This window comes from Dactylosporangium aurantiacum, assembly GCF_000716715.1.
Classification (GTDB): domain Bacteria; phylum Actinomycetota; class Actinomycetes; order Mycobacteriales; family Micromonosporaceae; genus Dactylosporangium; species Dactylosporangium aurantiacum.
Map to the genome: position 1 here is coordinate 1 of NZ_JNYJ01000048.1, position 14,800 is coordinate 14,800.

At 73.4% G+C, this 14,800-nt stretch carries 7 protein-coding genes; 6 read left to right on the forward strand and 1 reads right to left on the reverse strand.

Features of this window, described 5'->3' with window-relative positions:
* A partial coding sequence (locus OP18_RS40480) for a flagellin (protein ID WP_081971532.1) occupies window positions 1–2,266 on the forward strand: 2,266 nt, incomplete at its 5' end.
* Between the two features lie 53 nt (window positions 2,267–2,319).
* On the opposite strand, the gene OP18_RS40485 is transcribed toward OP18_RS40480, so the two are convergent.
* A complete protein-coding gene (locus OP18_RS40485; RefSeq protein WP_033364539.1) occupies window positions 2,320–4,989 on the reverse strand; it encodes an AAA family ATPase in 2,670 nt (889 codons plus the stop codon).
* Between the two features lie 68 nt (window positions 4,990–5,057).
* Here OP18_RS40485 and OP18_RS40490 point away from each other — a divergent pair, with 68 nt between their 5' ends.
* The 5 genes from OP18_RS40490 (at window position 5,058) to OP18_RS40510 (ending at window position 14,631) form a co-directional block, all read left to right on the forward strand.
* Window positions 5,058–5,783, forward strand: coding sequence for an ABC transporter ATP-binding protein (locus tag OP18_RS40490; protein WP_033364540.1), 726 nt, complete (start codon window positions 5,058–5,060; stop codon window positions 5,781–5,783).
* On the forward strand, window positions 5,780–8,107 hold the full coding sequence (locus tag OP18_RS40495; RefSeq protein WP_156090134.1) for an FtsX-like permease family protein: 2,328 nt from the start codon (window positions 5,780–5,782) through the stop codon (window positions 8,105–8,107). Before OP18_RS40490 ends, OP18_RS40495 begins: the two co-directional genes overlap by 4 nt.
* Window positions 8,108–8,447: 340 nt before the next feature.
* The gene (locus tag OP18_RS40500) at window positions 8,448–10,391 is read left to right on the forward strand and encodes a cell wall-binding repeat-containing protein (protein WP_033364508.1); all 1,944 of its coding nucleotides are present in this window, start codon (window positions 8,448–8,450) and stop codon (window positions 10,389–10,391) included.
* A gap of 290 nt (window positions 10,392–10,681) precedes the next feature.
* Window positions 10,682–12,619 (forward strand): cell wall-binding repeat-containing protein, encoded by a 1,938-nt coding sequence (locus OP18_RS40505; protein WP_162189893.1) that lies wholly within the window; start codon window positions 10,682–10,684, stop codon window positions 12,617–12,619.
* A gap of 71 nt (window positions 12,620–12,690) precedes the next feature.
* Window positions 12,691–14,631 (forward strand): cell wall-binding repeat-containing protein, encoded by a 1,941-nt coding sequence (locus OP18_RS40510; protein WP_033364510.1) that lies wholly within the window; start codon window positions 12,691–12,693, stop codon window positions 14,629–14,631.
* Window positions 14,632–14,800 lie beyond the last annotated feature (169 nt).

The following is a 14,800-nucleotide window of genomic DNA, read 5'->3' on the forward strand; positions in this document are numbered from 1 at the left end:
CGCCGTGCGCAACGCGCAGGACGGCATCTCGGTCGTGCAGACCGCTGAAGGCGCGCTCACCGAGACGCACTCCATCCTGCAGCGCATGCGCGACCTGTCGGTCCAGGCCTCGTCGACCGGTTCGCAGGACACCGACGCGCGTACTGCCGCGCAGACCGAGTTCACCCAGCTGAACGCCGAGCTGGACCGGATCGCCACCACGACTGCGTTCGGCGGGCAGAAGCTGCTCGACCCGTCGGGCGCCTACACCGGCACCTTCCAGGTCGGCGCCAACACCGCGTCGGCGGACCAGATCGCGGTCAACCTCGGCACCGCCGCCTTCGGTGGCGTCACCGCCGTGACCGGCTTCGACGCGTCCGGCCTCGGCGTCGCCTCCCTCGACCTGGTGACCGGCGCCTCGGCGGCGATCACCGCGATCGACTCCGCGATCAAGGGCGTCAGCACCGCTCGGGCGACCCTCGGTGCGTACCAGAACCGCTTCGAGCACACGATCAACAACCTGAACACCGCGGTGGAGAACCTGTCCGCGTCCGAGTCGCGCATCCGGGACACGGACATGGCGCAGGAGATGGTCTCCTTCACCCGCTCGCAGATCCTGACCAGGAGTCTCTCGGTGCGTTTCAGGACGAAAGTGCTCGGTGCGCTCGCCGCGCTGGCGGTGGCGGTGCCGGTCGGCATCTCCGCCATGCCGTCGGCGTCGGCGCTCGGGCCCAACCTGCTGCCCTTCACGGTCAAGAACACCACGGGCCGCGCTGACGCGGTCTACCTCTACGTCCTCGGCGTCAACCTGACCACGGGCCGGCTCGGCTACGTCAACGCCGGCGGCACGTTCACCAACTGGGCCGCCGGGTCGAACCCGCCCTCCCCGGCACCCGACGTCGCGATCGCCGGACCCGCCAACGGCGCGAGCACCACCATCCAGCTGCCGAAGAACCTGTCCGGCCGGGTGTACATGTCGCTGGGGCAGAAGCTCAAGTTCTTCCTCACCCCCGACGGGCTCGTGCAGCCGGCGCCGTGGTCGGCCAGCGACCCCAACCACGACATCCTGTTCGACTGGAGCGAGTTCACGTACAACGACGCCGGGCTGTGGCTCAACAGCTCGCAGGTCGACATGTTCGCCGTCCCGCACGAGGTCAGCGTGACCGGCGGCAACGGCGTGACGACCCGCACCGGCGCGCCGGTGGCCAACGGCCGGCAGAACGTCATCAACCAGGTCAAGGCCCAGCCCGGCTGGGGCAACACCGTGGTCACCCGCGCCGACGGCACCGTGCTGCGCGTGCTGGCGCCGGGCAAGGCCGCCGACGCCGGGCTGTTCAGCGCGACGTACCTCGACCCGTACATCACCAACGCCTGGAACGCGTACACGTCCAAGACGCTGACCGTGGTCCCGTTCACCGACCAGCCGGGCGTCAAGTACTTCGGCCGCACCAACGGCACCGTCATGACCTTCACCAACGGCTCCGGCCAGCAGGTCGCGTCGTTCAACAAGCCCAGCACCAGCAACGTGTGGGGCTGCGACGGCGCCCTCGGCGCCCCCAACGACCAGGTCGTCGGCCCGATCGCCCGCACCCTCTGCGCGGCGCTGCACCGCGGCACGCTCGGCACCATCGACACCCAGCCCGGCGGCGGCGCGGCCGACTTCTACAAGAGCTCGCTGACCAACCACTACTCGCGGATCATCCACGCGAACATGGCCGACGGGAAGGCGTACGGGTTCGCCTTCGACGACGTGCAGAACCAGGAGTCGCTGGTGCACTCCGGCGACCCGCGCTCGGCCGGCATCACGCTCAGCCCGTTCGTCGGCGGCACGACCCCGCCGACCACCACGCCGACCACCACCGCACCGACCACGAAGCCGCCGACGACCCAGCCGCCGGCCGGCAACGTCAGCGCGATCGCCAGCGACTGGCACGGCAAGTGCATCGACGTGCCGAACTGGAACTTCAACGACGGCCAGCGCCTCATCGTGTGGAACTGCACCGGCGGCACCAACCAGCGCTGGACCTGGGTCGACGGCACCCTGCGCACCGAGAACAACAAGTGCATGGACGTGGCGTGGGGCTCCACCGCCAACGGCGCCGCCATCCAGATCGCCAACTGCAGCGGCAACCCCGCCCAGCAGTTCGTCCTGTCCGCCGCCGGCGACCTGGTCAACCCCCAGGCCAACAAGTGCGTCGACATCGCCGGCTGGAACCCGAACAACGACGCCGTCCTGCACCTGTGGGAGTGCACGGGCGGCGCCAACCAGAAGTGGCACCGCGTCTGACGCGCTGCCGCTGCGCAGGGCCGGACTCCCGCCAGGGTCCGGCCCTGCGCACTTCAGCCGGACAGGTCGAGGCGGGCCAGTTGGGTGCGGCTGGTCACGTTGAGTTTCGGGAACGCCCGGTACAGGTGGTAGCTCACCGTCTTCGGTGACAGGAACAGCTGGGCGCCGATCTCTCGGTTGGTCAGGCCCGCGGCGACCAGCCGGACGATCTGCAGCTCCTGCGGTGACAGCACCGACACCGAGCTCGGCGCGGGCTCGACGAAACCGCCGGCGGCGCGCAGCTCCGCGTTGGCCCGGTCGAGCCAGGGGCGGGCGCCGAGCCGGTCGAACAGCTCCGCGGCGGCGCGGAGCTGGGTGCGGGCCTCGCCCTTGCGGCGCTCCCGGCGCAGCCGCTCGCCGTAGGCCAGCCGGGTGCGGGCCGCCTCCCACGGGCTGCCGCCCGCGGCGTGCCCGGCGAGCGCCGCCTCGAAGTGCCGCCGCGCGATGGGCCACGACGGCTCCAGCAGGGCGTGGCAGCGGTGCGCGACCGCGTCGGCCCAGTCGAGGCGGGCCGCGCCGGCCCAGGCGGCGAAGCGGGCGCAGGCGTCCTCGGCCCGCTCGTAGGCGCCGATCCGGGTCGCCGCCTCCACCTGGTCGGGGGCGCTGTACACGGCCTGGATCTGGTGCCGGGCCGGGCCGGCGAGCGCCGCGTCCAGCCGGTCCGACGCCTCCGCCGGCCGGCCCAGGCCCAGGTCGAGCAGGGCCAGCGCCCATTGCGCCCAGGCGAGCCCGTTGGCGATGTGGTTGCGGGTGTACCGGTCGTGGCAGCGCCCGGCCAGCTCCGCACACCCGGCGGCGTCGCCCCGCGCGGCGAGGATCCAGCCGAGGATGCCCTCCAGGTAGCCGGCCCGGTTCGGCTGTCCGGTGTCCTCGGCCAGCCGCAGCCCTTCGGTGGCGGTGGCCGCCGCGTCGGCGAAGCGGCCCAGGTAGAGCTGCGCCGCGGCCAGGGTCACGTGGGCCAGCGGCAGCCAGCCGATCGAGCCCTCCGCGCGCGCCTCGTCGGCGACGTCCTGGGCGATCGCCCGCCCGGCCTCGAAGTCGCCGACGAGCCCCGCCACGAACGCGGCGTTCAGCCGCAGGTTCGGCGGGCCGGTCCGGGTGCGGGTCAGCGCGCGCATCGCGGGTACACCTGCCGCCGGACCGTCGACGAGCAGCCGGGCCGCCGCCGTGACCGCCTCGACGGCCGGGCCGAGACCGTCGGACGGGGTGAGCCCGAGCTCGTGCAGCCGCGCCGCCGCCTCCTGTACCCGCGCCGGGTCGCTGAGCTGCCACGCGTTGCGGGCCGCGTCGACCAGCAGCAGCCCGGCGGCCCGGCGGTCGACCGGCGCGAGTGCGAGCGCCCCGGCGACGAGCAGGTCGTGCGCGGCCGCCGCCGACCCCTCGTCGAACGCGAGCCGGGCGCGCAGCTCGCACACCCGCGCCGTCAGGACCGCGTCGCCGTCGACCGGGTCGCAGCCGGCCAGGAACTTCCGGGTCAGGTCCGGCTGGCCGGCGTCGTTCGCGGCGACCGCGGCCGCGACCAGCCGGCGGGTGCGCCGCACCGGGTCGGCGGTCAGCTGGGCGGCGCGCTGCAGGGCCGCCGCCGAGGCCGGGTAGCCCTTGCGGCCGCGGGCCCGCTCGGCGGCGCGTTCCAGGGCGAGCGCCGCCTCCTCGTCCGGCCCGGTCGCGGCGGCGGCCAGGTGCCAGGCGCGGCGGTCGTCGTCCGCCGGCAGGAGTCGCGCCAGCGTCCGGTGTACGACGAGCCGCCGGTCGAACGTGGTCTGCTGGTACGCCGCCGCCCGCAGCAGGGGATGGGTGAAGACGATCCGCCCCGCGGCGACCGTCACCAGCCCGGCCTCCTCGGCCGCGCCGAGCCCGTCCGGGGCCACCCCGAGCTGCCCGGCCGCTTCCAGCACCAGGCCGAGGCCCTCCTCGGCGGCGGCGATCAGCAGCATCGCCTTCCCGTCCGGCGGCAGCCGGTCGATCCTCGCCGCGAACGCGTCCTGGATCCGGCGCGGCAGCGTGGCCGGCACGAACGGCGGTGCCCCGCGGGGCAGCTCCCGCAGCGCGAGCGGGTTGCCGGCGCTGTCGCGCACCAGCCGCACCCGGATCCGCTGCGGCAGGTCCGGGCGCAGCTGCCGCAGCAGGGCGTCCGCGGTGTCCGGGTCCAGCCCCGCGAGGCGGTGCTCCGGCAGGCCCTCCGGGGCGAACTCGTCGCGGGCCCCGAACAGCATCGCGACCGGCTCGGCGTGCAGCCGGCGGGCGACGAACCGCAGCGCCTGCGCCGAGGAGCGGTCCAGCCAGTGCGCGTCGTCGATGACGCACAGCACCGGCTCGTCCTCGGCCAGCTCGGCCAGCAGCGTCAGCACCGCCACCCCGACGAGCAGCTGGTCGCCGCCGGCGGCCGGGCCCAGCCCGAGCGCGCCGCGCAGCGCCGCGGCCTGCACGTCCGGCAGCCGCCCGAGGTGTGCCAGCGCCGGGGTGAGCAGCTGGTGCAGCGACGCGAACGGCACCTCCGCCTCGGTCTCCACCCCGGCGCAGCGCAGCACCGTCATGCCGGTCGCGGCCGCGGCCACGTCGTCCAGCAGCGCGCTCTTGCCGATGCCCGGGTCGCCGCGCACGAGCAGCGCGCCGCTGCGCCCGGCGCGGGCCCGCTCGAGCACCGCGGCCGCCGCGGCCCGATCGGCTTCCCGCCCCCACAGCATGATCATTCGAGGGTACTGGTCACGTGTCCGGTACCGCGCCCCAGTCCGCGGTCCATACCGTGCGGGACATGGTTGAGCTCGACGCCGTCACCAGGCGGTTCCCGAACGGTGTCACCGCGCTGGACGCGGTCACGGTCGCGTTCCCGGCGGGGACGTTCACCGCCGTCATGGGCCCCTCGGGGTCCGGCAAGTCGACGCTGCTGCAGTGCGCCGCCGGGCTCGACCGGCCCACCGCCGGCCGGGTCACGCTCGCCGGGCAGGACCTCACCGGGCTCAGCGAACGCCGGCTCACCCTGCTGCGCCGCGACCGGATCGGCTTCGTGTTCCAGGCGTTCAACCTGCTGCCCGCCCTCACCGCCCGGCAGAACGTGGGCCTGCCGCTGCGCCTCGCCGGCCGCCGTCCCGGCCAGGGCACCGTCGACCGGGCCCTCACCGCGGTCGGCCTCCTGGATCGGGCCGGGCACCGGCCGCACGAGCTGTCCGGTGGCCAGCAGCAGCGGGTCGCGATCGCCCGCGCTCTGGTCACCGGCCCGGCGGTGCTCTTCGCCGACGAGCCGACCGGCGCCCTGGACCGCGCCACCGGCCGGGACGTGCTGCGGCTGCTGCGCACCCTCGTCGACGCGCACCACCAGACGATCGTCATGGTCACCCACGACCCGGTCGCCGCCGCGGCCGCGGACCGGGTGCTGTTCCTGACCGACGGCCGGATCGCCGGCAGCCTCGACACCCCCACCGCCGACGCCGTGGCGGCAAGCATGACCGGGCTTGGCGCAGCAGCGGAGGTGGCGGCATGACCGGAATGATCGGTATCGCGGTGGCGACGTTGCGGCTGCGGTGGTTGTCGTTCGCCGGGACGTTCGTCGCGCTCGCCCTCGGCAGCGCCCTCGTCGCGGCGATGGGCCAGGTCCTCGCCACCACGGTCACAGCGCCGGACCGGGCGCCGCAGCGGTACGCGGCGCACCCGGTCGTGGTCGCGCCGTACGACACGCTGACCGTGCCGACCTGGCGGGGCGGGGACAGCGCGCCCCTCGCGGTGTCGCCCGGCCTGCCCGCGGACGTGGTGGCCGCCCTGCCCGGCGCCAGGATCGACCGCATCATCCCGGCGTACCTCGCCGAAGGCGGACACGGTGACGGCGTCGGGCGGCCGTGGGCGGTGGCGCCGGCGCTGCTGTCCGGCCGGGCCCCGGCCGGCGACGACGAGATCGCCGCCGCGGGCCACCCGCTCGGGGCGCGGGTGCGGGTGGTGACCGGCGACGGGGTGCGCGCGTACACCCTGACCGGCGTCGTGCCGGAAGGGCTGTTCTTCGCCGACGCCACCGCGGCGAGGCTCCGGCCGCAGGTCGACGCGCTGCTGCCGGCCGGCGGCGCCGACGAGGTCCGCGCCGCCGTCGGTGGCCGGGCCAGGGTCCTGACCGGCGACGACCGGGCCCGCCTCGACCCGGGCCGGGCCGCCGACGGCCGGGCCCGCAACAACGCCAACACGATCGTCGGCATCGCCCTCGGTTTCGCCGCGTTCGTCGCCGTCTTCGTCGTGGCCTCGACGTTCGCGTTCGCCGTCGGGCAGCGGCGGCAGGAGTTCGCGCTGCTGCGGGCCGCCGGCGCGCTCCCCGGTCAGATCCGGCGGCTGGTGTACTGCGAGGCGCTGCTGGTCTCGCTGGCCGCCGCGGCGATCGGGGCGCTGGCCGGCCCGTCGCTGGCGCCGCCGGTGCTGGATCTGCTGCGCGGGCGCGGCATGGCGCCGGACTGGGTGCACACGGTGAGCGGGGCGCGCTGGCCGGCCTGGACCGCGTTCGGCACCGGCGTCGCCGTGGCCCTGCTCGGCGCGGTCACCGCCGCGTGGCGGGCCGGCCGGGTCCGCCCCGGCGAGGCGCTGCGCGAGAGCGCCGTCGAGTCGCGGACCATGCCCCCGGCCCGGTGGGTCATCGGCGGGCTCACCCTCGCCACGGCCCTGGTCACGATGGCCGTCACCGCGATCGGCGACCCCGGGTCGGCGACCAACCGCAAGAGCTACATGCCGGTTGTCATGCTCCTGGTCGCCGCGGCCGGCCTGCTCGCGCCGGCGCTCGTGGGGCTGGTCGCCCGCCGGGCCGGGGGCGCCGCGCCGCCCGGCACCGGGCTGCTGCTCGCGCTGCGCAACGTGACCGCCTCGGCCCGGCGTACCGCGGCGGTGGCCGCGCCGGTGCTGGTCACCGTCGGGCTGGCGGCCTCGCTGCTGATCGCGTCGGACCTGACCGACGCGGCGAAGCACGTGCTGCGCGCCCGGCCGGTGCGCGCCGACTTCCTGGTCCTGCCGGACGGCACCGCCGGCCTGGACCGCCAGCTCGTCGCCGGGCTGCGCGGCGTGCCCGGCGCCGACGTCATCGTCAGCGCCGCCACCAGCGTGTACACCCTCGAGGGCGACACCGCACTGATCCAGCGCCCGGCCGAGGCGGTGGACGGTGTGCCCGAGGACGGGATCAAGGTCGCCGCCGACTGGGGCCTGCGGGTCGGCGACCCGGCCCGGGTGTGGCTCGCCGACGGCAGCCGCGCCGAGCTGCGGGTGATCGAGGTGCTGCCGTCCGGCGACCCGGCGGACGCGTACGTCGGGGCGTCGAAGGCGTTCGGCGGGCTGCCGCAGGTCGCTTACGTGCGGCTGCGTCCCGGCGCCGACCGGGCGGCGGTGGCCGCGGCGCTGCGCGGCGCCGCCGACGGGCACCGGGCGAGTGTGGTGTCCCGCGCCGCGTGGCTGGCCGCGCAGGACGCCGGGCAGGGCTCGGCCAGCCGGCTCGGCCTGCTGGTCGTGCTCGGCATCGTGCTGGCCTACACCACTCTGGCGCTGGTCAACACGCTGCTGATGGCGGCGCCGGACCGGGCGGGGGAGCGCCGCAGCCTGGGGCTGCTCGGCGCCAGCCGGGTCCAGGTCCTCGCCTGGACGGCGGTGGAGGTGCTGGTCACCGTGGCGCTGGGGGTGGTGCTCGCGGCGGCGGTCACCGTGGTCGCGGTCGGCGGGCTGTGGGCGACGCTGCTCAGGATCGCCGGGCCGGTGACGGTGAGTGTGCCGTGGGGCACGATCGGTGCGCTGGCCGGCGGGACGGCGCTGGTGGCGGTGGCCACGGCCCTGGTCGGCGCCCGGCGGTGAGCACCCGGCCGGAGAAATAGTGAGACCGGCACCCACGGGGGAAGGCGCCGGTCTACTGCTTCCAAGAATAGGCCGCCCCCGGCGCTTCCGCCAGTGCCAACCGGCTGACGTCCAACGTGGACGATCGGTGGCGGCCGGGGCGCGATGTCGCCGCACGTTCATCGGGCGTTCAGCCGGGGTGCCCCGGACACGGGGCCACCGGCCGTGAACAGGGACAACGGCGACAGGGATGAATGACTAAGCTCCCGGGCGGACCCCCGCCTCGATGCCCGGTCCGGTCATCCGTGCGGTGGTCCGTTCAGTCCTTGTACGGGGGAGGATCAATTTGTCTCGTGTCTACGTGCGCCGGCTCGCTGTCGGCGGCGTCGTCCTCGCGTCGGTCGCCGCGACCGCCACCGGGGCCGACGCAGCGCACCAGGGTGAGGTAGGGAAGCTCACCTACAACGTCGGATCCACGGTCTATGTGGCCAACCAGGACGGCTCCGGGGCGACGGTGCTGGCCACCGGCGTCAACGGCAACGGCGCGTGGTCGCCGGACGGCAGCCGCTTCGTGTACGCCGCGACCGACGGCGGCATCAAGACCGTCCGCCAGTACGGCGGCACGCCGCTCAACCTCACGGATCCGCAGGCCGGCGTCGCCACCGACCCGACCTGGTCGGCCCGGGGCCGGTGGATCTATTTCAGCCGCAACGGCCAGCTGTGGTCCACGTCCAGTGACGGCACCTTCTGGGAGGCCCCGCTGAACGAGAACCCCGGCGGGTTCGTCGACGTCAACCCGTCCGCGTCCGACGACGGCGACATCATCTTCGAGCGGTCCGGCGCGGTCTACAAGTACAACGCCGGAAGCCCCGGCAGCCCGACCAAGCTGGTCGACGCGGCCACCGACCCGGACTTCGCGCCGGGCGGCGGGAGGTTCGTCTACGTGTCGGCGGGCAATCTGTGGGTCGCCGACAGCGACGGCGGCAACAAGACCCAGCTGACCACCGAGGGCGGCGCCAGCAGCCCCGCCTTCTCCGCCGACGGCGCCAGCGTCGTCTACGCCTCCGGCAACGCGGTGAAGAAGGTCGACGTCGCCTCGAAGCAGTCCGCGACGGTCAAGGACAACGGCAGCGCCCCGACCTCGCAGGGCGTCCGGCGCAACGTGGTGCAGCGCATCTGGGGTGCCGACGGCACCGGCACCGCGATCGCCACCTCGCAGTGGAACTACCTCGACCTCGGCAACCCCAACGGCAGTGACGAACAGGGCCGGGTCCACGCCCACGCGGTGGTGCTGTCGCGCAGCGACACCTACCTCGACGCCCTGGTCGGCTCGGCGCTCGCCATCAGCAAGCAGGCGCCGCTGCTGATCACCGCACCGGGCAGCACGGTCGAGCCCCGGGTCCTCGACGAGATCAAGCGGATCCTGGGCTCGAACAGCGACATCTACCTGCTGGGCGGCACGCTCGCCCTGCCGGCGGGGATCGAGACCCAGCTCCGGAACCTCGGCTACCAGGTGCACCGGCTCTGGGGCAACACGCATTACGACACGGCGATCGAGATCAACAAGCAGATCACGCCCGATCCGCGCACCGCGATCGTCACCACCGGCGCGAACTACTACGACGCCCTGGCCGCCGGTGCGGCGACGGGCCCGAACCCCGGCACGGTCATCGTCCTCACCGATGGTGTCAACATGCCGGCCGCGTCGGCGAACTACCTCAACGGCCTCAACCCGGACTACGAGCACGGTGGCACGGCCATCGTCACCGCGGGCGGCCCGGGCAACACCGCACTGCAGTACGCCTACCTGCGCGGGCAGCTGCCCGCGTGGGGCGACGCCTGGGGCTACTGGCCGCTGGTCGGCGACAACGAGAAGGACACCGCGGTCCAGTTGGCCCAGTTCTTCTTCGCGTCGCCGCTCTCCGTGGCGCTGGCCACCAACCGCGGCTGGCAGGACGCCCTCACCGGCGGCGCGATGATCGGCGCGGCGGACGGACCGCTGCTGCTCGTCGACAACACCGGTGGCCTGTACGGCCCGGTCGCCACCTACCTCTCCGAGGGCGCGGGCAGCATCTCCCACGCCGTGATGCTCGGCGGCTACCTGGCACTGCCGGACAACCTCGCCCCGACCGTCGGCGACGCGATCGCGGTGGCCGGCCAGTTCGACTTCATCGACGGCCAGATCGCCGTGGCCGGCAACGGGCTGCGCGGGCAGACCGCCACGCCGACGACCGGCGCCGACACCGTCGTGACGAACGCGAAGGTGCCCGGCCTCACCACGGTCGCGCCCACGACCGTCAAGTAGGCACCACAGCACGACCAGCGCGGGCCCCGGCGGATCTCGCCGGGGCCCGTCGCGCTTCCCGTCCGGTGTGGACGGTCCGGATCTTTGACCGAGACCTCCTCGATGTCCCGGTTTGATCATCAGACGTTCAGCCAGGACCTCGAAAACGGGGGCAACGGGAAAGAAGATTCATGATTAAACTCCCGGTCGGACCCCGCCTCGACGCCTCGGTGGAAGCGAGTGCGGTTCGGTCATCCGTGCGGTGGTCCGTTCAATCCTTTTCGGGGAGGATCAATTTGTCTCGTGCTTACGTGCGCCGAATCGCCATCGGCGGCGTAACCCTCGCGTCGGTCGCCGCGACCGCCACGGCGGCCAACGCAGCACACCAGGGCGACGTAGGAATGCTCACCTACAACGTCGGATCCACCGCCTACGTCGCCAACCAGGACGGCTCCGGACCCACGGTGCTGGCCTCCGGCGTCAACGGCAACGGCGCATGGTCGCCGGACGGCAGCCGCTTCGCCTACGCCGCCACCGACGGCAGCATCAAGACCGTCCGCCACAACGGCGGCACGCCACTCACCCTCACGGACCCGCAGGACGGCGTCGCCATCGACCCGTCATGGAGCGCCTACGGCCAGCGCGTCTACTTCAGCCGCTACGGCCAGCTCTGGTACACCTCCAGCGACGGCACCTTCTGGGAGCGGTCGCTGGGCGAGAACCCGGGCGGGTACAACGACATCAACCCCTCCGTGTCCGACGCCAACGACGTCATCTTCGAGCGGTCGGGCTCGGTCTACCGGTACAACCCCGCTACCCCGGCCAGCCCGACCCTGCTGGTCAGCGGCGCCACCAACCCGGACTTCGCGCCGGGCGGCGACACGTTCGTCTACGTGTCGGCGGGCAACGTGTGGACCGCCGACAGCGCGGGCGGCAACAAGACCCAGCTGACCACCGACGGTGGCGCGAGCGACCCGGCGTTCTCCGCCGACGGCGCGAGCGTCGTCTACTCCTCCGGCGGCTCGGTGAAGAAGGTCGACGTCGTGTCGAAGCAGTCCGCGACGGTCAAGGCGGGCACCGCCCCGACCTCGCAGGGCGTGCGGACCAACGTGGTGCAGCGCGTGTGGGGTGCCGACGGCACCGACACCGCGATCGCCACCTCGCAGTGGAACTACCTCGACGCGGGCGCCACCGAGGACGACCGGGGCCGCGTCCCGGCCGGCGCGGTCGTGCTGTCGCGCAGCGACACCTACCTCGACGCCCTGGTCGGCTCGGCGCTCGCCATCAACAAGCACGCGCCGCTGCTGATCACCGCTCGCGGCAACACCGTCGAGCCGCGGGTCCTCGCCGAGGTCAAGCGGGTCCTCGGCACGTCCGGCGACGTCTACCTGCTGGGCGGCACGCTCGCCCTGCCGGCCGGCATCGAGTCCCAGCTGACGAGCCTCGGGTACTCCGTGCACCGGCTCTGGGGCGCCACGCACTACGACACGGCGATCGAGATCAACAAGCAGATCACCACCGATCCGCAGACCGCGATCGTCACCACCGGCGCGAACTACTACGACGCCCTCGCCGCCGGTGCGGCCGCGGGCGCCAACCCCGACACCGTCATCGTCCTCACCGACGGGGTCAACATGCCGGCCGCGTCGGCGAACTACCTCAACAGCCTGAGCCCGTACTACCAGAACGGTGGCACGGCCATCGTGACGGCCGGCGGCCCGGGCAACAGCGCGCTCGAGAACGCCTACTTCCGCGGGCAGCTGTACACGTGGGGCGACGACTGGTTCTACTTCCCGCTGGTCGGCAACAACGAGATGGACACCGCGGTCGCGCTGGCCCAGTTCTTCTTCGCCGCACCGGTCGCGGCCGCGATCTCCACCAACCGCGGCTGGCAGGACGCCCTCACCGGCGGTGCGATGATCGGCGCGGCCTACGGTCCGCTGCTGCTCACCAACCCCAACGCCCTGTACGGCCCGGTCGCCACCTACCTCTCCGAGGGTGCGGGCAGCATCGTCGGCGGCGTGATGCTCGGTGGCTACCTTGCCCTGCCGGACTCCCTCATCGGGACGATCGGCAACAACATCGCCGTCACCGGTCAGTGGGAGTTCGAGGACCTCACGGCGCAGCTCTCCGCCGCGGGTGGCAAGACGGCGCTGCGCGCGCAGACCGTCACGCCGAAGGCCGACGCCGACGGCGGCGCCACCAAGGTGCCCGGTCTGACGGCGGTCACACCCAAGGCAGCCAAGTAAGCAGCACGGCTCAACAGGACGGCCCCGGCGTATCACCGCCGGGGCCGTTCCCGTCACGGGGAGGAACCATCGTGTCCCACACCTACGCCCGCCGGATCATCGTCGGCGGTGTCACCCTCGCGACGGTCGCCGCGACCGCCACGGCGGCCAACGCAACCCAGCCCGGCGAGGTCGGGCAGGTCGCCTACCGGGTCGGTGGCGCCCTGTACCGCGCCAACCCGGACGGCAGCGGCGCCACCCTCATGTCGAGCAGCTCCGCCACGCCCGGCACCACCGGCAGTTGGTCGGACGACGGCAGCCGCTACGCGTACTCGTCCCTCGGCGGCCTCGTCAGCGTCCGTAACACCGGAGGCTGGACCGTCCAGATCACCGGCGACGCCGCCGACATCGACCCGGAGTGGAGCCCCGGCGGCCGGTATCTCTACTTCAGCCGCAACGGTCACCTGTTCGGCGCCGTCAGCGACGGCTCCGCGGAAGCGGAACCGCTCGGCGCGGATCACGGCAACGCCTACCAGGACACCGACCCGGCGGTGTCGTCCCAGTATCAGATCATCTTCGAGCGGACGGCGCCCGGCCAGCCGGTGTCGATCTGGCAGTACCCCCAGGGAAACCCGAGCGTCGAGGTCAAGCTGGTCGACGGCGCCAGCCCGGACTTCGCGCCGGACGGGGACCGCTTCGCCTACATCTTCGCCGGCAACCTGTGGACCGCCGCCGCCGACGGCAGCGACAAGCAGCAGCTGACCACCGACGGCACGGCCAGCGACCCGGCGTACTCGCCCGACGGCACCGAGATCGCCTTCTCCACCGCGGGCGCGCTGAAGAAGATCAAGATCGACGGCACCGGGCTGAGCACCATCAAGGCCGCCGGGACCGCGCCGGCCTGGCAGACCCTCAACACCAACGGGGTCGAGCGGGTCTGGGGCAGTGACGGCGTCGCCACTGCCATCGCCACCTCCCAGTGGAACTACGTCGACGACGGCCAGGGCGGGGACGACGCCGGCCGGATCGAGGCGGGCGCCGTCGTGCTGACCCGCAGCGACACCTACCTCGACGCCCTGGTCGGCTCGGCGCTCGCCATCAAGAACGACGCGCCGCTGCTGATCACCAAACCGGGCAACACCGTCGAGCCGCGCGTCGTCAGCGAGATCGGCCGGGTCCTGGGCGGCCACGGCGACGTGTACCTGCTCGGCGGCACCCTGGCCCTGCCGGAGGGCATCGAGACCCAGCTCAAGAACCTCGGGTACACGGTGCACCGCATCTGGGGCCAGAACCACTACGAGACCGCGGTCGCGATCAACCAGCAGATCACCACCGACCCGCAGGTCGCGATCGTCACGACCGGCGCGAACTACTACGACGCCCTAGCTGCCGGGGCGGCCGCGGGCGCCGTCGGCGACACCGCGATCATCCTCACCGACGGCGGCACGATGCCGCCGTCGTCGGCGGCGTACCTCAACAGCCTCGACCCCAGCAAGGTCGCGGTCGTCACGGCGGGCGGTCCCGGCGACACGGCGCTGGCCAACGCGCTGTCGAGGGGACAGCTCGGCAACTGGGCCGGCTTCACCATGAACGACGCCTACCGCCTGGTCGGCAACGACGAGATCAGCACGGCGCTGCAGCTGGCCAAATTCTTCTTCTCGACGCCGACCTTCGTGGCGATCTCCACCAACCGCGGCTGGCAGGACGCCCTCACCGGCGGCGCGATGATCGGCGCGAGCCACGGCCCGCTACTGCTCACCGCGCCGGACCGACTCGACGGCGGGGTCACGGAGTACCTCGCGGAGAACTCGGCGAGCATCTGGTACGGCGTCATGCTGGGCGGCTACCTGGCCCTGCCGGACGCGCTCATCGAGCCGTACGGCAACGCGTTCAGCGCGCAGTTCACGTACTTCCCGGGCGGGCTGGCGGCCGGAAAGACCCAGCTGCGGGCGCAGCCGGCCCAGCCGAGGTCCCTGGTCCCGCACGCGGACCTCGACCCGAAGAGCGTGCCCGGCCTGCGGGCCGGGCGCTGACGATCGCATCAGGAACGGGTCCCGGTGGAGCCTGGCGGGCCCGTTCCGCGTTCTGCCCATGATGTCCAGGTTTGCCCATCGGCCGTTCGGCCGGAGCCGATTCCGGTACGGCACACGACAAACATTCATGCTTACACTCCCGATCGGACTTCGACCGGAGCCGCCGCTC

Bases quoted from the DNA above. Each gene is read 5' to 3' on its own strand.
- OP18_RS40485 (WP_033364539.1), bottom strand. From the start codon at position 4,989: ATGCTGTGGGGGCGGGAAGCCGATCGGGCCGCGGCGGCCGCGGTGCTC.
- OP18_RS40490 (WP_033364540.1), top strand. From the start codon at position 5,058: ATGGTTGAGCTCGACGCCGTCACCAGGCGGTTCCCGAACGGTGTCACC.
- OP18_RS40495 (WP_156090134.1), top strand. From the start codon at position 5,780: ATGACCGGAATGATCGGTATCGCGGTGGCGACGTTGCGGCTGCGGTGG.